The sequence below is a fragment of the Thauera aromatica genome, assembly GCF_023093595.1.
Lineage (GTDB): Bacteria > Pseudomonadota > Gammaproteobacteria > Burkholderiales > Rhodocyclaceae > Thauera > Thauera aromatica_A.
Window position 1 is genome coordinate 1 of the sequence record NZ_JALLIK010000080.1, and the last position, 19,598, is coordinate 19,598.

A 19,598-nucleotide genomic window follows, 5' to 3' on the forward strand; every position below is an offset into this window, starting at 1 on the left:
TTTCATGTTGTCGTAGATCCCGCGCCGGGCAATGCCGCCGAGTGCCTTGAAACTCCTCGTGTGCGCATCGAACAGCATCTCGTGGGCTTGACTCGGGTAGGCCACCAGCACAAACGCATGGCTCGCACACAGTTTCAGATGCGCCACCTGCAGCTTGCGCCACACCCCACCGATGACCAGCCGCTCCTCGCTCCAGTCGAACTGAAACGCCTCGCCCAGTTCGAACTTCAGCGGCACGAAAGCCCGCCCCGGGTCGTTCGTCCCCTTGCGGTGCCGCCAGTCGCGGATGAAATCGGTCAGGATCGTGTAACCACCCTCGAAGCCTTGTGCCTTCAACTGCGCGAGCATCGCTTGAGCCGTCCGACGCTCCCGTTTCGGGCGGCGGGCATCGGCTTCCAGCCAGCCCACCACCGTGGCATCGAAGGCCGTGAGTTTGCCCGGCGCCTTCGTGCGACGGTAACGGGGCGCCGCCGCATCGGCCTCCTCGAGCCACTTCCTCACCGTCGTGCGCGACAGCCCCGTGCGTCGCGCAATCTCCGAGCGGGACAGCCCGTCCCGGTAATGCATCCTTCTGACCTTGTCCAGCATTTCCATGGTGATCACCTCTGTTCCTCTGCCGCAAAATGAGGCAGAGAGGTTAAACACCCTGGTCAGTTTTCAGCCGGAATTCACCCCTCTACATGGCCAGTTTTCGGCCGGCGCCAACAGACAAGCTTCGTGCGGGTCTGCTGCGGAGATTTCCCGACCTGACCCCGAACCAACTTGCCCGCCCCTCGCTGGAGTGGGTCGGCAACTCGCGAGGCGTGAAGGCTCTACGGAGCTGGCTTGCAAGCGTGGAGGCGCTGGTCAAATCCGTTTGATCAGCCATGGCCGGGACTCAAAAGTTTGAAAACCTGGCCGGCGTGTTCAAGCGTGGTGGCGTTACCCATAGTTTTCCGCAGCGCAATAAGCTACCTCGTCATAGTGTCATGCTATTGCTATGCCGCCTTCAATGTCCTGCAGCTATCTTATCTGGCGCATATATAGCTTTTGGCTATCGTATGAGCGAGTCATATAGTTGCGCCGGGACTATGGACCCGGACAATGGAAAACGAGGCGGCAGGGTTCGATGTGGAACCCGCGCGGCCTCGTAGTCTGGTCAAACCTTGGTCAATTCATGGTCAAGTCGTTTGACCAAGAGCGGGGTTAGGGGCGTCACCTTGGACAAGGTGTTTTCCGCTAACTCGCTGATTTACAGCGAATTCTATGGGGCGACATACCGGTTTCGAACCGGTGACCTCTGGAGCCACAATCCAGTGCTCTACCAACTGAGCTAATGCCGCCACTGATGAGCCGCGGTGAAACCGCAGCTCGAAACTTCTCTGGCCTGCCCGGCAGGGATCGAACCTGCAACCCCCGGCTTAGAAGGCCGGTGCTCTATCCAATTGAGCTACGGGCAGCTTCCTGCGGGCAATCGGGGTGCGAGCTGGTCGGGGTGGAGGGATTCGAACCCCCGACATCTTGCTCCCAAAGCAAGCGCGCTACCGGACTGCGCTACACCCCGAGAGCCGCGAACTATACAGTCCGAAAGGGCCGCCGTCAAACATCTTTTCGAGATTTTCCGATGCCGGGCGGGCAATCGCTGCAATGCGCCGGATCACCCGCCGGCGCGGCTTTCAGCGCGAGTGGGCGCAGCCAGCAGGGCGGCGCGGCGTGCGCGCACGACACGGGTCAGATTGAGCAGCAGCCAGCCGAACTCGACCATCAGCAAGGCTCCGGCAAGCGGTGCGAGGAACGGTACGAAGACGGCGATGCAGAGCGCACCGAGACTGAACGTACGTGCCTTCAGCTGCCTGCGGATATGGACGTCGGGGAGCAGCTTCTTCATGTTGGGCGCCTTCACGCCACTCTGGGTCAGGTGCAGCCAGGCGAGGAAGGGCACGATCTTGTAAAGCATCGCGGTGATCGTGCCGCCGAAACCCCCGTGCAGTACCAGGATCCCGGCGAGCACCGGCCAGTAGTCGGCATCGGTCCAGAGTGCGACGAGCAGGACGACGATGCCGGCCAGCGCGGAATACATCGCCTGGCGGAAGGCGAGGAAGGGGGTGTCGAGCTTGCTGCGGCGCGAACCGGCCTGCAACCGCAAGGTCATCCCGGCATAGCTCGCACCGAGCAGCATGAGGGCGATCAGCGCGGCGATGCCGGGCCAGGTCGCTCCGAAAAATGCGCTGGCCGACCACGCAAGCAGCAGTGCGGTCACTGCGGGGGCCCAGAACGTGGTGAAGCGCTGCGGGTAGGGTGCGGTAATCTGGAACATCGGCACGACGACCCAACTCGTGGCGGCGAGCAGCACCGCGGCCCAGCCCATCCAGCCCCAACCGGCGTGCAGGTTGACCATCGTGGTCAGCGGGAGCGGCAGTTCGAGGCCGCGGCCGAGCGTCAGCGACAGCAAGAGACCGAGCGTGGCGGTAACGGCGAGCCCGAAGAAGGCGAGCCGCAGGTCGCGCGGCGTGCGCGTATTCGTTCCGGTGGTCGCCCCCTTGCGCAGGCCGACGGCCGCGGCGCCGAGAAAGGTGGCCAGGCCGAGCAGGAGCATTCCCGCCCCGGCCAGCAGGACGTCGGGATGGCCTGCGCCGAGCCCGTATGCCAGCGAACCCGTACCCAGCGTCATCAGGACGTGGGTGGTGCCGGCAGTGCGAAGCGGCGCGGGCATGTTGGCGCCGGCGACCACGGGCATGACCTGCACCAGGGCGCCGAGCATGACCTGGAGCATGAACCCCGCGGCGAACAGGTGCACGATGGCGAGCGTGCCCGGGGTCCAGCGCGAAACCAGAATGTCGCCGCCGAACAGCAATACTGCGCCGGCGGCGATGGCGAACAGCGGTGCGGTCAGGAAAAACCGCAGTGGCGCCGAGAAGGGGGGGGTGTCATCGTAGGCGAGGCCGGGATTCGCGCCGCCCATGGCGGGACGGGCCATCATGGCTGGACGATGCGGATTTCGACTGCGCCGTCGTCACGATAGACTTCGTCGTGACGATAGCCGTCGCGGTCGAGGATGCGCAGCAGCGGATGCGGCATGCGGTCGAGGATCAGCAGCATATCTTCTCCCTTGGCCAGTGTCAGCAGCACTTCCATCGCGCGCTCGAAGGGCTCCGGCGGCTCGAGACCGCGCGCATCGACGACACGGCCGCTCATGCGCTCCGCGCCTCGCTCAGCTGCTTGCCGACCGCGGTCGACAGGTTTTGCTGCTCTTCGGCCGGAAGGCGGGTGTCGAGCATCGGGTAGATCACGCTCTCTTCCTTCATGTTGTGCTGCTGCATCATGATCAGCAGGGTCTCGGCTTCGCCGGAGAAGTCGTCCGCGTCCTGCTTGTCGAGCGCATACTGCAGCGCTGCGAGCACTTCGCGCATGCCCTGGTGTTCGCTGCGCATCATCGCGGTGGGGCCATGGGTCATCCCGGTGGCCGCTTCGAAGGCCGGGAAAAGCTTTGTCTCCTCGGCCTCGAAATGGGCGTTGAGCGCATTCGAGAATTCGGTCAGCGCTTCTGCCGCGCCGCCCCAGTCGCCATCCGACGCGAGCTCTTCGGCGCGCGCAAAAACGTGGTCGCAGTCGCGGTGGTCGTGGGTCATCAGCTCGGAAATCGTGGTCATCATCGCCTCCTGTTGTGGATGGGCTGCATTCTCCGCAGCGACCATGGAAGGGCATTGATGCAAGTCAAGAGCGTTTCGGCATCAACAGTTTGCATGGCATCATCCTTGCAGGCGGCATGGTGCGCGGGGCGTACGGGGATGATGATTTCTTTTGCTGTGGATGATCCGCATGGTCGATGACGATCGGGTTGGCGCCGGCCGCTCCCGCGCATGGGTGCGGATCTTCCTGCCTTTTGCGCTCGGGTATTACCTCTCCTATCTGCTGCGCACAGTGAATGCGGTCATCTCGCCCGCCCTGACCGAAGAGCTGGGTTTGACGGCGGCCAGCCTGGGCCTGCTTACCAGCACCTATTTTCTTGCCTTCGGACTGGCGCAGGTCCCGGTCGGAATGGCGCTCGACCGCTTCGGGCCGCGCCGGGTGGAGGCGGCGCTGCTGCTGCTTACCGCGCTCGGCTCCGGCCTGTTCGCGCTCGGCGACTCGCTCGCGGGCCTTGGCCTCGCCAGAGCCCTGATCGGCGTCGGCGTATCGGCCTGCCTGATGGCGGCGCTGAAGGGGTTCGCTCTGTGGTATCCGCCGGAGCGCCAGAGCTCGATGATCGGCTTCATCATGGCGGCGGGCGCTCTCGGCGCACTCACCGCGAGCGTGCCGCTGGAAGCGGTGCTGCCGTTTCTCGGCTGGCGCGGCGTGTTCTGGGTGATTGCCGCAACCGCGCTCTTCGCATCGGTGCTGCTGTTGCGTTCGTTGCCCGAGACCGGTCGTGGCGGCATCGCGCAGCGGGGCTCGCTCGGCGATGCGCTGCGAGTGGTGGCGGGGATCTACGTGACGCCGGCGTTCCTGCGCTTTGCCGCCTCCTCGGCGTTCTTCGTCGGTGGATTCATGGCGCTGCAGAGTCTGTGGGTCGTACCCTGGCTGATGCACGTCGACGGCTTCGACCTAGGCCGGGCCGCAGCGATGCTGGTGGTGCTCAACCTGGGCAGCCTGTGCGGGCAGCTGTCGATCGGGCTCATGGGGGTGCGGCTTGCCCGCAGGGGCGTCGGAGCGCTCGTGCTGCAGCGCTGGGGCTATGCCGGTGTGCTCGTGGTGCAGGTCGCGATCCTGTCCTCGGCGGGGCCGGCACCGCTGCTGTGGTTCGTGTTCGGCATGCTTTCCGCCGCCAACTCGCAGACCTATCTGGCCGCTTCGCGCGCCTTTCCTCCAAACCTGTTCGGGCGCGTGAGCACGGCGATCAATCTGATGGCCTTCACCGGCGCGTTCGTGGTCCAGTGGGGGCTGGGACTCGCACTCGATCTGCTGCAGTCGCAGGGGCATGGCTTGGGCGCCGCGCTGCGGTTCGGTTTCACGGGCTTGATCGTGCTCCAGGCGCTCAGCTTGCTGCCGCTGCTGCGCAGCTCCGGCCGCCATCCGGGGGGCGTGGACGGGTGAGCGGGGCGGTGTCCGGAGCGGACGGGCTTGCTATGCTGGAAAGGCTGGTCCTTTGGTGGAAATCGACTTCGTGACGCTGGCCAAGACCGATAGAATCGCGCCCGGCAGCCAAACCGCAGGACGGCGTTGCCGAGCCGCCTCCGCCCGGGGCCGGGTGCGCGATGCGGGCGCATGTGGAACGGCATCCGGGACGGTCCCTGCCGTGGCGGCGCGCCTTACAAACTTACTCGTTGGAGCCTTTCATGTCTGATACCACCACCGACTCGAGCGCCGTCCCGCACCGGCGGAGCCGGGGCCGGCGGGCCCTGTGGGGCATGGGGGCGGTGCTGGCCGTCGCCGCCATCGCCTACTTGGCGGTTCCACCGATTGCCCGGCATTACGGGCAGAAGCTGCTCGCCGATATGCTCGGCCGCGAAGTCCGCATCGATCGGGTGCTGGTCAATCCTTTCCGCCTGAGCGCCGAGATCGGCGGGCTCGAGGTGATGGAGGCGGGAGGCGAGGGCGAAGCGCTGGCTTTCGATTCCCTGCGCGCCAATTTCGAACTCGAGTCGATCGTGCGCCGGGGACCGGTGCTGCGCGAACTGGAACTGGTCGGGCCGCGCCTCAAGCTCGTCCTCGACCAGGACGGCCGGCATAACTGGGCCGATGTCGCCGCGCGCATCGCGGCCGTGGAGGGAGAGGAGCGCGCGGCCGGCGACGGTCGGCCGCTGCCGTTCTCGATCGGCAACATCCGCATCCGTGGGGGGCAGATCACGGTCGAGGACCGGCCGCGCGCCCTGACCCACGAACTGGCCGACATCGATCTCGGCGTGCCTTTCGTGTCGAATCTGCCGGTGCGGGTCGAGACCTTCGTCCAGCCTTCGCTGTCGGCGACGCTCAATGGCGACCCGCTGCTGCTCAGCGCGCGCACCAAACCTTTCGCCGAGAGCCAGGAAACCGTGGTGGACGTCGTCCTCGAGGCGTTCGATCTGGCCCCCTGGCTCGCCTACTTGCCCGGCGAGCAGCGTTTCCGCCTGCCTTCGGCCTTGCTCAGCACCAATCTCGAACTGTCGTTCCGGCAGATGCCGGACGCCGCGCCCGAGGTCATGCTGCGCGGCCCGGTCCGCGTCGACAAGCTCGTGCTCCAGGACCGCCACGGCGCGCCGGTGGCGGCCGCGGCCGAAGCCGAACTCGAACTCGCCGACGTGCAGCCTCTGGCCGGACGCTGGCACTTCACCCGCTTGCGCCTGGCGCAGCCCGAATTCGACGTCGTCCGGCTCCAGGACGGAGGGCTGAACGTGCTCGACCTTCTGCCCCCGGAACCGGCGCCGCGGAAGACGGACGAGGCGGGCGCAGCGCAGGGGGGCGGCGGCGCCGGTGCCGAAGCGAAGGCCCCGGGGAGCGGAGCGGATGCCGGGCCCCCGGATTTCCTCCTCGCCCTGGCGCGTATCCGTGACGGCGTGATCCGCTTCGAGGATCGCAGCCTGGCCACGCCTTTCCGCACCCGCATCGAAGCGATCAACCTCGACGTGCGCGATCTGGCGACGGTCAGCGACCTGCCCGCCGGGATCCGCCTCGACTACGCCAGCGATGCCGGCGAGAGCTTCCACCATGAGGGCCAGCTGCGCCTGCAGCCCTTCGAACTCGATGGCCAGCTCCAGTTCGAAGCGCTGCAGCTTGCGCGCTATGCCCCCTACCTCGCCGATGTCCTGCCCGGTGCCGAGGTGCGCACCGGCCGCCTCGGCGGCAGCGTCCACTACCGCGCCGCGCGCGGGGACGGGGGCGAGCCCGTATTCGGATTCGGCGCCCAGGCGTTGTCGCTGCGCGATTTCGCCCTCGCGCTCAAGGGCAGCAAGGATGCCGCGGTGAAACTGCCCGAGCTCGACGTGCGCGAGGCCAGCGTCGACCTCGCCGGGCGCAAGCTGGCGGTGGCGGGGATCGATGTCAGGGGCGCGGCCGTGTCCGCCGTCCGCCAGAAAAATGGCGAATTCGACCTGATGCGCCTGCTTGCCGCCGCGCCGGGCGGCTCCCGCACAGGCGCTGGCAAGGGTGCCGGCAAGGGCGCCATCAAGGGCGCCATCAAGGGGCGCGCGGCGAAAGCGGCGGCTCCGGCGTGGACGGTGGCGGTGGACAAGCTCGCACTGCAGGCCGCCTCGCTCCGGATCGAGGACCGGACGGTGGCGAAGCCGGTGGTCACCACGGTCAACGACATCCAGTTCGAGCTCGACGGTTTTTCCACCGCCAAGGGCAACAGCAGCCGGATCAAGCTCGATTCCCGCCTCAACCGGCGCGGCCGCGTCGGTGTCTCGGGAGCGTTGGCGCTGGAGCCGCTGAAGGCCGACCTGCGCTTGGACCTGCGCAGCGTCGACCTGCTCCCGCTGCAGCCCTACGTGCTCGAGCAGACGAGCGTCGCCATTTCGAGCGGCAGCCTCACCAGCCAGGGCAGGCTCACGCTCCGGAGCGGGCGCCGGGGGCAGTTGCTGGGTGCTTTTCGCGGCGACCTGGGGGTGGCCGGCTTCGCTTCGGTCGACCGCCTGAACGCGACCGATTTCGTGCGCTGGCGCACCTTGCGCGTGGGCGGGATCGATGCCCGCCTCGAGCCTTTCGCGCTCGCCATCGAGCGCGTCGCGCTCGATGGCTTCCATACCCGGCTGATTCTGGACGAGAACGGCCGGCTCAACTTGCGCGAGATCGGCGCGGTGCGCGACGAAGCGCAGGCCGGCGCAGCGCCGTCTTCGGCGCCTGCCGAGCCCGAAAGCGATGGCGCCGAGCCCGGGACCGGCCCGGCGTCGGCCGCCCGCAGCGTCGAGCTGACGCCACCGACTTCGCCCCCGCCGCCGGTGCGCATCGAGCGCATCGAGATCACGCGCGGCAACGTCGCGTTCAGCGACCGTTTCATCCAGCCGAACTACGATGCCGACCTGACCGATCTGGCCGGTGCGCTGGTGGGGCTGTCGACCGCCGAGGATACGATCGCCCGGCTCGATCTCAGCGGCAAGGTGGACAAGGCCGCACCGTTGAGCATCACCGGCGAACTCAATCCCTTCCGCCAGGACGCCCATCTCGACCTCCTCGCCACGGTGAAGGATTTCGAACTTACCGGGCTGTCGGGTTATTCGGGCAAGTACGTCGGCTATGGCATTTCCCGCGGCAAGCTGTCGGCTGAGCTGAACTACAAGATCGAGGACCGCCGGCTGACGGCAACCAACCGGATCTTCCTCGACCAGCTGACTTTCGGCGACAAGGTCGACAGTCCGGACGCAGTGAATCTGCCGGTGCAGCTGGCGGTATCGCTGCTCAAGAATGGTCGTGGCGAGATCGACCTGCGCCTGCCGGTCAGCGGCACGCTGGACGACCCCGAGTTCAGCGTTTTCGGCCTGGTGGTGAAGATGCTGTTCAACCTGATCGGCAAGGCCCTCACTTCGCCGTTCGCGCTGCTTGGCGCGGCGCTGGGCGGCGCAGAGGATCTGGCCGCCCTCGAACTGGCGCCCGGCCACGCCCGCCCCGGCGAGGCTCAGCAAGACAAGCTCGCCACCCTGGCGCAGGCGCTGATCGACCGGCCGGCGCTGCGTCTGGATGTCACCGGCCGCGCCGATCCGGCGGTCGACGGCGACGGCCTGCGCCAGGCCGGCCTCGACCGGGCGGTGCGCGCGCAGAAGCTGAAGGCGCTGATCGCGCGCGGAGAAGAAGCCCCGTCGATCGAGGAAATCGAGATCGGTGCCGGGGAGTACCCCGAGCTGCTGAAGAAGGCTTACCGCGAGGCCGACTTCAAGAAGCCGCGCAACCTGATCGGCCTCGCCAAGGATCTGCCGGAGGCGGAAATGGAAGCGCTGATGCGCGCCAACGTCGCCGTCGGGGACTCCGAGCTGCATGCGCTCGCCCGGCAGCGGGCACAGGCGGTGCGCGACTGGCTGGTCGAAGAAGGCAAGGTGCCGGGCGAGCGGATCTTCATCCTCGAACCCCGGGTCGAGCCGGCCGGCGAGGGCGGCCAGGTGAAGTTCTCGCTGCGCTGAGCACCCGCTCGAAACTGCCGCCGCGTGTGCCCGGCGCGCTGGGTTCAGCGTGGCCTGATCGGCTCGCCCACGTTCAGGTTGCCGACGCCGTCACGCCCCCGGATCAGGAACTTCCCCGGCGCCTGGCCGGCCTTGCAGGGGCCGAGGCGGCGCCCGTCGATTGCCAGCCGGGTGGCCGCGCTGCCGTCGGTCGCCGGCTCCGGGGTGACGGTGAGTTCGCCCTGGAAGTTGTACATGAAGTCGCCGCCGAAGCGGCCTTCCACCCGGCTGCTGCGGCCATCCGCGGTACAGCTTGCGCTGTAGTAGGTGTAATGCGCGTCCCGCGTCCAGCGTTGCTCGCTGCAGTGCGCGAAGGGATTGCCGGGACGGCGCAGGACGTCGTCCTCGCCGCTGCCGATGCACAGGTGAAAGCTGGGCACGCTCGCGGCCGATTCGGCCGGCGCGGTGTTGATGATCCACAGCCCGGGCATACGCTGCGGCGGGTCGATGGCGGGCGGGGCGGCAAGGGCCGCACTGCCGAGCAGGCTTGCGGCGAGGGTGAGGGTGAGGGTGAGGGTGAGGGTGAGGCGCATGGTGTCCGTCCGGTGGCAAGGCAGGTAAAGCGGGAACGATAACGGCACGGGAACGACCGGAATTCGCTGTTTCCGGGGGCGGCGGCCGACAGCCCGAGCATAGCAGCGCCGTTCCGGACCGGAACTTGAGCGGGCGCAAGGATGCCGCATCGGCGCTTCAGCACAGCCCCATTTCCAGCCGGGCGGCCTCGCTCATCATCTCGCGGCTCCACGGCGGGTCCCACACCAGGGTAACGTCGGCTTCGGCGACGCCGGGAATGGCGAGCAGCTTGGCACGCGCCTCGTCGGCGATCAGCGTGCCCATGCCGCAGCCGGGCGCGGTCAGGGTCATGCTGACCGCCAGCCGGTAGCGGCCGTCGTCCAGCGCTTCGGCAGTGCAGGCATAGACCAGGCCGAGGTTGACGATGTCGATCGGAATCTCGGGATCGTAGCAGGTGGCCAGCTGTGCCCACGCCGCGCGCTCGATGCTCTCGGCGTCGAGCGCGCCGGTGCCGGGCGGGAGCGTGGCGAGGGGCTGCGGCTCGAGGCCGAGGGCGTCGGCGTCGCCTTCGTCGATGCGATACAGATTGCCGCCGCTCATCACCGTGATCGAGCCGCCCAGGCGCTGGGTGACCAGCGCGAAGCCGCCTGCCGGCAGCGTTTCCGCCTGCCCCCAGGGGACGCTGACAGCCGCGCAGTCGCGCTGCAGCACGCGGGATTCGGTTTCGCCGTAGTGGTCGCCCATGGTCCGTTCCTCCTTCATTCCGGGCGCCGGTTCCGCTCGCCGCAATCCGGCGCCCTCCATTCATTCCCGCCCCGCTTCCCGAGCCGGGAACATCCTGTCATTCGGTGTGCGCCGTATCTTGTTCGCCGGCGAGGGCGTTGTGCAGGGTGTGCCAGGCCAGGGTGGCGCACTTCACCCGCGCCGGGAATTCCTTCACCCCGGACAGCGCCGCCAGCTTGCCGACGTCGCGCGCCGGCGCTTCCGTGCCTTGGCCGCCGGTAAGCAGCGCATGGACGTCGCGGAACAGCGCTTCCACTTCTTCGACCGGCTTGCCCTTGACCGCTTCGGTCATCAGCGAGGCCGAGGCGGTCGAGATCGCACAGCCGTGGCCGACGAAGCTGACGTCGTGCACGATGCCGTCGGCGACGCGCAGGTACACGGTGAGCTGGTCGCCGCACAGCGGGTTGTGGCCGTCGGCGTGGCGGTCGGCGTCGGCCATCTTGTGGAAATTGCGCGGGTTGCGGTTGTGGTCGAAGATCACTTCCTGGTACAGCTCACGCAGCGAATCCTGCTTGTCGTTCATCCGGGCCTCCTCGTGCCGAACAGATCCTGCGCCTTGTGGATGGCCGCGACCAGGGCGTCGATGTCGCCGATGTCGTTGTACATCGCGAACGAGGCGCGGGCCGTGCCGGGAATGCCGAAGCGCGTCATCAGCGGCATCGCGCAGTGGTGGCCGGCGCGGATCGCCACCCCTTCGGCATCCAGTATTGTGCCGAGGTCGTGGGGGTGGATGCCATCGACGAGGAAGGACAGGATGCCGGCCTTGTCCCGTGCCGTGCCCACCAGGCGCACGCCGGGGATGCCGCCCACCGCAGCGCTGGCGTGCTCAAGAAGGGCGTGTTCGTGGGCGGCGATGCGTGCCAGTCCCACCCGGTCGACATAGTCGATCGCCGCCGCCAGCCCGATCGCGCCGGCGATGTTGGGGGTGCCGGCCTCGAAGCGCTGGGGTGGCTCGGCGAAGGTGCTGCGTTCGAAGGCGACGGTGCGGATCATGTCGCCGCCGCCCTGCCACGGCGGCATCGCGGCGAGCCGCTCGGCGCGGCCGTAGAGCACGCCGATGCCGGTCGGGCCGTACAGCTTGTGCCCGGAAAAGGCGTAGAAGTCGCAGTTGATCGCCTGCACATCGACGGCCTGGTGGGCCACCGCCTGGGCGCCGTCGACCAGCACCACCGCGCCGGCGGCGTGCGCCCTGGCGGTGAGTTCGGCGACCGGGTTCACCGTGCCGAGCGCGTTCGACACGTGAGTGATCGCCACCAGCCGGGTGCGCTCTCCGAGCAGCGCGTCGAAGGCGGCGAGATCGAGTTCGCCGGCGTCATCGACCGGCGCCACCTTGAGCACCGCGCCGGTCTGCGCGCACAGCAGCTGCCAGGGCACGATGTTGGAGTGGTGCTCCAAGGTGGTGAGCAGGATCTCGTCTCCGGCTTCGAGCCGGCTGTGCCCCCAGCTGTGCGCGACCAGGTTGATCGCCTCGGTGGTGCCGCGGGTAAACACGATCTCTTCGGCATGGGCGGCGTTCAGGTAACGCTGCACGGTGGCGCGCGCGGCGTCGTAGAGCTCGGTGGCGTGCTGCGACAGCCAGTGCACGCCGCGGTGGATATTGGCGTTGGATTCGCGGTAGAAGCGGCGCTCGGCTTCGATCACCGCTTCGGGCTTTTGCGTGGTCGCGCCGTTGTCGAGGTACACCAGGCGGCGGCCGTGTACCGGGCGGGCCAGGATCGGGAAGTCGGCGGCGATCCCGGGCAGGGCGCCGCCTGCCGGGGGGGGCGGGGCGGACGCCTGTGCCGACAGGCGGGAGCGGGGCGTTCATGACAATTCCTCCAGGCGGGCGGCGCCGGGCAGACGGGTGAACAGGGCGGCGCGGCCGAGCGCGCGCAGCGACGGCTGGGCGATGCGTTCGAGCACTTCGGCGGCGAAGGCGTAGGTCAGCAGCTGGCGCGCGTGTTCGGTATCGACGCCGCGCGCGCGCAGGTAGAACAGTGCGTCCTCGTCGAGCTGGCCGACGGTGGCGCCGTGGGCGCACTTGACGTCATCGGCGTAGATCTCGAGCTCGGGGCGGGCGTCGGCTTCGGCCAGCGGCGACAGCAGCAGGTTGTCGCAGCGCTGCAGGGCATCGGTGCGCTGGGCATCCTGCGCGACCAGGATGCGACCGGCGAACACTCCGCGCGCGCTGCCGTCGAGCAGGCCGCGGTAGTACTCGCGGCTCGTGCCCCGCGGGGTGGCGTGGTCGATGCGGGTGTGGTGGTCGACATGGCGGCGGCCGTCGGCATGGTAGAGGCCGTTGAGCAGCACTTCGGCGCCTTCGCCGGTGAGCCGGGTGCGGATATCGGTGCGCGCGAGCCGGGCGCCGAAGGACAGCGCGTGCGAGGCGAACACGGCGCCGCGCGCTTGTTCGGCTTCGATCGCGGCGAGGTGGATCGCCTGCTCGCCTTCCTGCTGCAGCTTGAGGTGGGTGAGCCGGCTGTCCTGCGCGGCGAGCACGCGTGTGACCGCCGTGGTCAGCGTGCTGCCCGCGGCAGCGGCCGGATAGTGCTCGACGATGGTCGCCTGCGCGCCGGTCTCGGCGATGACGAGGTTGCGCAGATGCTGGTCGGCGGCGCTCGCCGCGATGAAGACGAGGTGGATCGGTGCGTCCACCACGCTGCCGCGCGCCAGGCGGATCCAGGCGCCGTCGGCGGCAAGCGCGGTATTCAGCGCGGCAGGCGTCTCGCCGTCGGTGGCCTGGCCGTAAGCGGCCTCGACCGCCTCGGGGGACCGGGCGAGGGCCTCGGCGAGGCTGCCGGCCTGCACCCCGGCGGGGAGCTTGCCGGGGCTGGAGAGGGCGGGTGCGAAGCGGCCGTCGATGAACACGAGCCAGTGGGCGGCGGCCAGGCTTGCAGCGTCGAAGCGGGCACGCAGTTCGGCGAGGATGTGTTCGGGGTGCCCGACTTCGCCCACCGCCAAGGCCTGCTGTTCCATGAAGGCGAGCGAGGTGTGGCGCCAGTTCTCGCGCCGCGTCGTGGGCCAGCCTTCGTCGGCGAAGCGGGCGATCGCGTCCGTGCGAAGGCGGGCGAGCCAGGGGATGTCTGCCCCGGGCAGAGCGGAGGCGGTGTCGCGCTGGCGTGCGACCCAGAAATCGAGCGCGCTCATGGTTGGACTCCGGTGGGTTGGGCTCCCGTGGATGCGGCGCCGGCCTTGCCTCCCGGCGCCGCGTCGATCCACCCATAGCCGTGCGCTTCGAGTTCGAGCGCCAGCTCGCGCCCGCCCGAGCGCACGATGCGCCCCTGCGACAGTACATGCACCTGATCGGGCACGATGTAGTCGAGCAGGCGCTGGTAATGGGTGATCACGATCATCGAGCGTGCGGGCGAGCGCAGGCGGTTGACGCCTTCGGCGACGACCTTGAGGGCGTCGATGTCGAGCCCCGAGTCGGTCTCGTCGAGCACCGCCAGCCGCGGTTCGAGCAGGGCCATCTGGAGCACTTCGTTGCGCTTCTTCTCGCCGCCAGAAAAGCCTTCGTTCACCGAGCGGTAGAGGAACTCCTCCTTCATGCCGACCGCCTGCATCTCGGCCTTCACGCGGGCGAGGAAGTCCATTGCATCGTATTCGGGCAGGCCGCGATGGCGGCGGATCGCGTTGACCGCGGCCTTCAGGAAGTAAGCGTTGGAGACGCCGGGAATCTCGACCGGATACTGGAAGGCGAGGAACAGTCCGGCGCGCGCGCGCTCCTCGGCGGGCAGGGCGAGCAGGTCGCTGCCATCCCACGCCACGCTGCCTGCGGTGACGGTGAAGGTTTCGCGCCCGGCCAGGACCTGGGCGAGCGTGCTCTTGCCCGAGCCGTTGGGCCCCATGATCGCGTGCACTTCACCGTCCTTCACTTCCAGGTTCAGGCCCTGGAGGATCGCCTTGCCGTCGACCGCAGCGTGCAGGTTGTTGATTTTCAGCATGTCCGTTCTCCCTTTGGTCCTTAGCCGACGCTGCCTTCGAGGCTCACGCCCAGCAATTTCTGTGCTTCCACCGCGAACTCCATCGGCAGTTCCTTGAACACCTCGCGGCAGAAGCCATTGACGATCATCGACACCGCGTCCTCGGCGCTGATGCCGCGCTGCATCGCGTAGAACAGCTGGTCCTCGCCGATGCGCGAGGTGGTGGCTTCGTGCTCGACGTGGGCGCCCGGGTGGCGCACCTCGATCGTCGGGAAAGTGTGCGCGGCGCAGCGGTCGCCGATCAGGAGCGAATCGCACTGGGTATAGTTGCGCGCGCCTTCGGCCTTCGGCGTGACTTTCACCAGGCCGCGGAAGGTGTTGCTGCCGCGCCCGGCGGAGATGCCCTTGCTGAGGATGGTGCTCTTCGTGTTGCGCCCCATGTGGATCATCTTGGTCCCGGTGTCGGCCTGCTGCAGGTTGTTGGTGAGCGCCACCGAGTGGAAGTCGCCCACCGAGTCGTCGCCGCGCAGGATTACGCTCGGATACTTCCAGGTGATCGCCGAGCCGGTCTCGACCTGGGTCCACGAGATGTGCGAGCGCGCGCCGCGGCAGTCGCCGCGCTTGGTGACGAAGTTATAGATGCCGCCCTTGCCGTCCTTGTCGCCCGGATACCAGTTCTGCACCGTCGAATACTTGATCTTGGCGTCGTCGAGCGCGATCAGCTCGACGACCGCGGCATGGAGCTGGTTCTCGTCGCGCATCGGCGCGGTGCAGCCCTCGAGGTAACTGACCGAGGCGCCTTCCTCGGCGATGATCAGCGTGCGCTCGAACTGGCCGGTGTCGCGGGCGTTGATGCGGAAGTAGGTGGAGAGCTCCATCGGGCACTTCACGCCCTTGGGGATGAAGACGAACGAGCCGTCGGAGAACACCGCCGAATTGAGCGCGGCGTAGAAGTTGTCGCCCGGCGGGACCACGCTGCCGAGGTACTTCTGCACCAGCGCGGGGTGGTTCTTCACCGCCTCGGAAAACGCACAGAAGACGATGCCGTGCTCGGCGAGCTCCTTCTGGAAGGTGGTTGCTACCGACACCGAGTCGAACACCGCATCCACCGCCACGCCGGCCAGCCGCGCGCGCTCGTGCAGCGGCACGCCGAGCTTCTCGAAGGTGCGCAGCAGTTCGGGGTCGACTTCGTCGAGGCTCTTGGGGCCGTCCTTCTTCGACTTCGGTGCGGAGTAATAGACGATGTCCTGGAAGTCGATCGGCGCAAAGTGCACTGCGGCCCAGGTCGGCGGGGTCATCGTCAGCCAGTGGCGATAAGCTTCGAGCCGCCACTCGAGCATCCAGTCGGGTTCGCCCTTGCGCGCCGAGATCAGGCGGATGATGTCTTCGGACAAGCCCTTGGGCACGGTGTCGGTGTCGAGCCGGGTTTCGAAGCCGGCGGTGTAGTCCTGCTCGAGATAGGCGCCGAGGGCGTCGCTGCGGGAGGTGGTGATGGTCGGGGCGTTCATGCGGTCAGTCCTCCTGGTCTAGCCTGGTCAGGCGTGCCATTCCCGGGTGAGGCTCGGGGCCGTGCAGCCGGTGTTCGGTGATGCCGGCCGCCGGGCCGTGGGGGTGGATCATGTCGGCGACGCTGACATCCTGTAGCGCGCGCCGGACCACGCCGTTGATGCGCTGCCAGTTGTCGCGGATGCGGCAGCCCGTTTCCATCGAACATAGTCCGCTGCCGGCGCTGCACTCGGTGAGGCCGAAAGGCTGTTCTTCGAGCGCATCCACGATGTGCGCCATGTTGATCTGTTGTGGCGGGCGCGCGAGCGCATAGCCACCGCTGGCGCCGCGATGGCTGTTAACCAGGGAATGACGGCCGAGCGCCTTCAGTACCTTGCTCACGGTCGGCACCCCCAGCCCCAGCGTTTCGGCCAGTTCGGTGGCGCTGTGCAGGCGTTCCGGACGGCTGGCCATGTGGGCCAGGATCAGGGTGCCGTAGTCGGTGAGCTTGCTGATGCGCAACATGCCGGGGTATCCGCTTATGTTCGTGGCTAAACAGTACTAAAACAGTTCCGTATGGTCAAGCGTGATTTCCCCGCCTGCCGCGTGCGTCTCCTCGTCTTCGGTGTCGCGATTTATGATGGAAACGGATCAAGCGGGCGCGGGGCGGATGCTCGGGATGTCCCGGGGCGGTCGCGCCTGCAAAGGCACGCTGTGGACTTTGGAATTGGAGTCGGTTCGACGATGAAACTCATCCCCGGTCGTATCTATGCGGTCCGTTTGTGCAGCGGCGAGTTGCGGCGCTGGCGCTTCGACGGGGTGGATGGCAACGGGCTCGCCTGGTGGCAGGACGAAGAGACCGGGCTCGGTTTTTCCGAGGCCAGCCTGATGTACGCGTGGGAAATCGCCGCCGCGGAAAGCGGCTGCAGCGACGAGGATGGGGATGGCTGAGCGGGGCGCGCGCGCGCTGGTCCGGCATCACCGCTTCAACGACCCGGAGCGCGCTCGGTACCCTGGCGCCCTCCGGGCACCCTCCGGCGCCCCTGATGGTGCGCCCGGAGGGCGGGATTTTCCCCGTTGGCGCCATTTACGTATCATGATGACGGCAGCGTTGTGCGATTCCGGTGACCGCCCGCAAGGCAGATGCCCGTTTTTTCCCCTGGATCGTCTCTTTATTCATGACTCCGAACCTGCATGCGCTGCTCCGGCAGCAGACCGCCGATCTGCACCGCAGCCTCGACAGCGCGCCGGCACTGCTCGCGCTGATGCGTCCCGGGCTGACGCCGCCGGGCTATGCCGAGGCGCTTCGACGCTATGAAGCGGCTCATGCCGGAGTGGAGCCTGCCCTTCAGGCGCTGGCGCCGGCCTGCCCTCCTGGCTTGCCGCCCTACCGTTCGCGCCTGCCGGCGCTGCGCGCCGACCTCGCCTGGCTGCAGGCGCATCCGCCGGCCCCGCTGGAGCGGGGTGGGGCGGGGCCGGCGATGGGGTCTGCCGCCTACCTCGGCATGCGCTATGTCCTCGAAGGCTCGACGCAAGGCGCCCGAGTGATTTCCGCCCGGCTCGCCCGCCATCTGCCGCAGGCCTGTGACCAGGCCTTCGCGTTCTGGCGCCTCCAGGCGTGTGCGGCGGCGGACTGGCCCGCCCTGTGCGCCTGCCTCGACCGTCCTTCCCGTGATGCGGCCGAGCAGGCGGGCATCCTGCAGGGGGCGCGGTTTGCTTTCGCAACGTTCATCGACGTGTTCCTTGCCGCGGAGCCGCCATCGTGATCAACGCCCCTTTCGGCGACTGCAAGAGCGCCGCGCTTCACCTCGCCGACAGCATCCAGCCGTCCGGTGCGCTGCTCGTCATCGAGCGCTGGCGTGGGCACATCTGCGCGCTATCGGCCAATGTCGAAGCCTGGCTCGGCCTGCCCCCGCAGGCCTTGCTCGACGTGCCATCCTCCGCAGTCCTGCCGGTCGCAATCCGGCCGCTGCTGGCGGCGCTGCGGGGCGAGGCGGAAGGGCGGGAAGCCGCCGGATCGGCGCCGGTGCGGCTGTGCGCGCTCGACTGCAACGGGCGCAGCCTGATCGCCGCGTTGCACTTCGCCGGGCCGCACCTCATCCTCGAACTGGAGGCGGGAAGCGCGCCCTCGTTCGGCCAGCGGGAGCAGGTGCTGGCGGCCGGAATGGCGGCGCTGGCGGCAACCGATTCCGAGGAGGCCGCGGCACAGATCCTGATGCGGCAGGTGGCCGACGTCACCGGCTACGACCGGGTGATGCTGTACCGGTTTCTGCCCGGCTGGCACGGCAAGGTGATCGACGAGGTGCTGCGTCCCGGCGTGGAAGGTTTCCTGGGCCTGCATTTCCCCGCCGGGGATGTGCCTGCCAACGCCCGCCGCCTGTACCTGATGAAACGCCAGCGGATCATCGCCGATGTCGATGCCGAGCCGGTGCCGGTGCTCTCCGCGGTCGACGGGCTGAGCGTCGATCTCACCCATGCCGAACTGCGCGCAGTCCATCCGGTGCACGTGCAATACCTCAAGAACATGGGAGTGGCGGCTTCGTTCAGCGTATCGGTGGTGGCTGCAGGCCGGCTCTGGGGCTTGATCGCCTGTCATCACCTGGAGCCGAAGGCGGTGTCCTTCGCCGACCGCCAGCTGTGCGAGCAACTGGCCACGGTGGCCTCGATCCACATGAGCGATCTGCAGCGGCTGGCGCACGAGCAAGCCCGCCATGCCCATCATTCGGCCCGTGCCGAGGCCAGGATGGCGCTGCAGGCGAGCGGTGGCGGCAAGCAGGCCATCGCCACCCAGCTCGTGCATATCCGCACTGCTTTCGGTGCGCACGGGGGCTGGGCCCGGCTCGATGGGCGGAACCACTACAGCGGCGATGTCCCCGACGCCAGCAGTCTGGACATGCTGAGGAACTGGCTCGACGGCTGCGAGCGCGAGCAGGTTTCGTCCTACGACGCGATCCCCGCGGCGCTGGAAACCTGTCCGGCGCTGCTCCGCCTGGCCAGCGGCCTGCTCTACATCCCCCTGGGCGGGCAGGATTTCATCGCGCTGTTGCGCGCCGAACAGCCGGAAAACGTCGTCTGGGCCGGCAGGCCGCCATCGCTTTCGGCGTCCGACGATCCGCAGCATGCACTCGGCCCGCGGACGTCGTTCCAGATCTGGCGTGAGCAGACTCACGGCCAGGCGAATCCCTGGCGGGACATCGACATCGAGGCTGCCGGCCTGCTGCGCGAAATGCTGCTCGAGCATGTCGAGCGCCTCGACCTGGAGCGCATGGCGCTGACCGATCCGCTGACCGGGTTGGGCAACCGCGCCATGTTCGAGCGCACGCTGCAGGAAGCGGTGGACATCGGCCTGCGCGACGACACCCTGTCGGCACTCCTGATGATCGATCTCGACCGCTTCAAGCCGGTCAATGACTGCTATGGACACCCGGTCGGCGATGCGCTGCTGATCGAGGTCGCCGAGCGTCTGCGCCGCCACGTGCGCGGACGCGACGTGGTCGCCCGACTCGGCGGCGACGAATTCGCCGTGATCCAGTTCCACGCCGGCAGCGAGCGCGACGTCGAAGCCGCCGCCGCCCGTATTCTGGATGCGATCCGTGCGCCTTATGCGGTGCTCGGCCACCGCATCGAGATCGGCGCCAGCATCGGCGCCGCGCTCTGCCCGCGGGATGCCTCCGAGCCGCTGGCACTGGTGGAACGGGCCGATCTCGCGCTCTACCGGGTCAAGCACGGCGGCCGGGACGGTTTTCGCCTGTTCGATACCGGCATGTTGCCCTGAACGATGGGGCGGCGCGCGCTGGCGGGGGGAGCGCTCCGCCCCGGCCTCCTGCGCAAA

The 19,598-nt window shown here is 68.1% G+C and carries 17 protein-coding genes and 3 tRNA genes; 5 read left to right on the plus strand and 15 right to left on the minus strand.

Going from position 1 to position 19,598, the window contains the following annotated elements; all coding sequences use genetic code 11:
• The 7 genes from istA to MXC99_RS03145 form a co-directional block, all read right to left on the minus strand.
• Positions 1–594 (minus strand): IS21 family transposase (gene istA, locus MXC99_RS03115; RefSeq protein WP_247724144.1); only part of this gene is annotated, 594 nt, incomplete at its 3' end.
• A gap of 652 nt (positions 595–1,246) precedes the next feature.
• Positions 1,247–1,322, minus strand: a tRNA-His gene (locus MXC99_RS03120).
• Positions 1,323–1,362: 40 nt separating this feature from the next.
• Positions 1,363–1,439, minus strand: a tRNA-Arg gene (locus MXC99_RS03125).
• A 27-nt stretch (positions 1,440–1,466) separates the two neighbouring features.
• Positions 1,467–1,543, minus strand: a tRNA-Pro gene (locus tag MXC99_RS03130).
• A 93-nt stretch (positions 1,544–1,636) separates the two neighbouring features.
• Positions 1,637–2,959 (minus strand): hypothetical protein, encoded by a 1,323-nt coding sequence (locus MXC99_RS03135; RefSeq protein ID WP_247724145.1) that lies wholly within the window; start codon positions 2,957–2,959, stop codon positions 1,637–1,639.
• Entirely contained in the window at positions 2,956–3,174 is a 219-nt protein-coding gene (locus MXC99_RS03140; protein ID WP_107220564.1) for a DUF2249 domain-containing protein, read from the minus strand. The genes MXC99_RS03135 and MXC99_RS03140 overlap by 4 nt, the downstream gene beginning before the upstream one ends.
• Positions 3,171–3,629 (minus strand): hemerythrin domain-containing protein, encoded by a 459-nt coding sequence (locus tag MXC99_RS03145; RefSeq protein ID WP_247724146.1) that lies wholly within the window; start codon positions 3,627–3,629, stop codon positions 3,171–3,173. The genes MXC99_RS03140 and MXC99_RS03145 overlap by 4 nt, the downstream gene beginning before the upstream one ends.
• Before the next feature lie 169 nt (positions 3,630–3,798).
• On the opposite strand from MXC99_RS03145, the gene MXC99_RS03150 reads away from it, so the two are divergent.
• Positions 3,799–5,052: an MFS transporter gene (locus MXC99_RS03150; RefSeq protein WP_247724147.1), complete on the plus strand. Its 1,254-nt coding sequence runs from the start codon at positions 3,799–3,801 to the stop codon at positions 5,050–5,052.
• 242 nt (positions 5,053–5,294) lie between these two features.
• Positions 5,295–9,044 (plus strand): DUF748 domain-containing protein, encoded by a 3,750-nt coding sequence (locus MXC99_RS03155; protein ID WP_247724148.1) that lies wholly within the window; start codon positions 5,295–5,297, stop codon positions 9,042–9,044.
• A gap of 44 nt (positions 9,045–9,088) precedes the next feature.
• On the opposite strand, the gene MXC99_RS03160 is transcribed toward MXC99_RS03155, so the two are convergent.
• From MXC99_RS03160 to MXC99_RS03195, 8 genes are all read right to left on the minus strand, one after another.
• A complete protein-coding gene (locus tag MXC99_RS03160; protein ID WP_247724149.1) occupies positions 9,089–9,616 on the minus strand; it encodes a DUF3617 domain-containing protein in 528 nt (175 codons plus the stop codon).
• Positions 9,617–9,773: 157 nt separating this feature from the next.
• Entirely contained in the window at positions 9,774–10,340 is a 567-nt protein-coding gene (gene sufT / locus MXC99_RS03165; protein ID WP_247724150.1) for a putative Fe-S cluster assembly protein SufT, read from the minus strand.
• A 97-nt stretch (positions 10,341–10,437) separates the two neighbouring features.
• Positions 10,438–10,902, minus strand: coding sequence for a Fe-S cluster assembly sulfur transfer protein SufU (gene sufU, locus MXC99_RS03170; RefSeq protein ID WP_247724151.1), 465 nt, complete (start codon positions 10,900–10,902; stop codon positions 10,438–10,440).
• Positions 10,899–12,167 carry a cysteine desulfurase gene (locus tag MXC99_RS03175; RefSeq protein WP_247724163.1) on the minus strand — a complete coding sequence of 423 codons (1,269 nt, stop codon included), beginning with the start codon at positions 12,165–12,167 and terminating at the stop codon, positions 10,899–10,901. The genes sufU and MXC99_RS03175 overlap by 4 nt, the downstream gene beginning before the upstream one ends.
• A gap of 15 nt (positions 12,168–12,182) precedes the next feature.
• Positions 12,183–13,505: a Fe-S cluster assembly protein SufD gene (sufD, locus tag MXC99_RS03180; protein WP_247724152.1), complete on the minus strand. Its 1,323-nt coding sequence runs from the start codon at positions 13,503–13,505 to the stop codon at positions 12,183–12,185.
• Entirely contained in the window at positions 13,502–14,302 is an 801-nt protein-coding gene (gene sufC, locus MXC99_RS03185; RefSeq protein ID WP_247724153.1) for a Fe-S cluster assembly ATPase SufC, read from the minus strand. Before sufC ends, sufD begins: the two co-directional genes overlap by 4 nt.
• A 20-nt stretch (positions 14,303–14,322) precedes the next feature.
• Positions 14,323–15,789 carry a Fe-S cluster assembly protein SufB gene (sufB, locus tag MXC99_RS03190; protein WP_075148471.1) on the minus strand — a complete coding sequence of 489 codons (1,467 nt, stop codon included), beginning with the start codon at positions 15,787–15,789 and terminating at the stop codon, positions 14,323–14,325.
• 4 nt (positions 15,790–15,793) lie between these two features.
• Positions 15,794–16,291 carry an SUF system Fe-S cluster assembly regulator gene (locus MXC99_RS03195; protein WP_247724154.1) on the minus strand — a complete coding sequence of 166 codons (498 nt, stop codon included), beginning with the start codon at positions 16,289–16,291 and terminating at the stop codon, positions 15,794–15,796.
• A gap of 219 nt (positions 16,292–16,510) precedes the next feature.
• Here MXC99_RS03195 and MXC99_RS03200 point away from each other — a divergent pair, with 219 nt between their 5' ends.
• The 3 genes from MXC99_RS03200 to MXC99_RS03210 all read left to right on the plus strand — a co-directional run bounded on the left by MXC99_RS03200 (position 16,511) and on the right by MXC99_RS03210 (position 19,541).
• Positions 16,511–16,717: a hypothetical protein gene (locus MXC99_RS03200; protein ID WP_075148473.1), complete on the plus strand. Its 207-nt coding sequence runs from the start codon at positions 16,511–16,513 to the stop codon at positions 16,715–16,717.
• A gap of 227 nt (positions 16,718–16,944) precedes the next feature.
• Positions 16,945–17,532 carry a biliverdin-producing heme oxygenase gene (locus MXC99_RS03205; protein ID WP_247724155.1) on the plus strand — a complete coding sequence of 196 codons (588 nt, stop codon included), beginning with the start codon at positions 16,945–16,947 and terminating at the stop codon, positions 17,530–17,532.
• On the plus strand, positions 17,529–19,541 hold the full coding sequence (locus MXC99_RS03210) for a sensor domain-containing diguanylate cyclase (protein WP_247724156.1): 2,013 nt from the start codon (positions 17,529–17,531) through the stop codon (positions 19,539–19,541). The genes MXC99_RS03205 and MXC99_RS03210 overlap by 4 nt, the downstream gene beginning before the upstream one ends.
• The last annotated feature ends 57 nt before the right edge of the window (positions 19,542–19,598 follow it).

Excerpts from the sequence above, each read along its gene's own strand:
- MXC99_RS03135 (WP_247724145.1), bottom strand. The coding sequence starts at position 2,959 with ATGATGGCCCGTCCCGCCATGGGCGGCGCGAATCCCGGCCTCGCCTAC.
- MXC99_RS03140 (WP_107220564.1), bottom strand. The coding sequence starts at position 3,174 with ATGAGCGGCCGTGTCGTCGATGCGCGCGGTCTCGAGCCGCCGGAGCCC.
- MXC99_RS03145 (WP_247724146.1), bottom strand. The coding sequence starts at position 3,629 with ATGACCACGATTTCCGAGCTGATGACCCACGACCACCGCGACTGCGAC.
- MXC99_RS03150 (WP_247724147.1), top strand. The coding sequence starts at position 3,799 with ATGGTCGATGACGATCGGGTTGGCGCCGGCCGCTCCCGCGCATGGGTG.
- MXC99_RS03155 (WP_247724148.1), top strand. The coding sequence starts at position 5,295 with ATGTCTGATACCACCACCGACTCGAGCGCCGTCCCGCACCGGCGGAGC.
- MXC99_RS03160 (WP_247724149.1), bottom strand. The coding sequence starts at position 9,616 with ATGCGCCTCACCCTCACCCTCACCCTCACCCTCACCCTCGCCGCAAGC.
- sufT (WP_247724150.1), bottom strand. The coding sequence starts at position 10,340 with ATGGGCGACCACTACGGCGAAACCGAATCCCGCGTGCTGCAGCGCGAC.
- sufU (WP_247724151.1), bottom strand. The coding sequence starts at position 10,902 with ATGAACGACAAGCAGGATTCGCTGCGTGAGCTGTACCAGGAAGTGATC.
- sufD (WP_247724152.1), bottom strand. The coding sequence starts at position 13,505 with ATGAGCGCGCTCGATTTCTGGGTCGCACGCCAGCGCGACACCGCCTCC.
- sufC (WP_247724153.1), bottom strand. The coding sequence starts at position 14,302 with ATGCTGAAAATCAACAACCTGCACGCTGCGGTCGACGGCAAGGCGATC.
- sufB (WP_075148471.1), bottom strand. The coding sequence starts at position 15,789 with ATGAACGCCCCGACCATCACCACCTCCCGCAGCGACGCCCTCGGCGCC.
- MXC99_RS03195 (WP_247724154.1), bottom strand. The coding sequence starts at position 16,291 with ATGTTGCGCATCAGCAAGCTCACCGACTACGGCACCCTGATCCTGGCC.
- MXC99_RS03200 (WP_075148473.1), top strand. The coding sequence starts at position 16,511 with ATGAAACTCATCCCCGGTCGTATCTATGCGGTCCGTTTGTGCAGCGGC.
- MXC99_RS03205 (WP_247724155.1), top strand. The coding sequence starts at position 16,945 with ATGACTCCGAACCTGCATGCGCTGCTCCGGCAGCAGACCGCCGATCTG.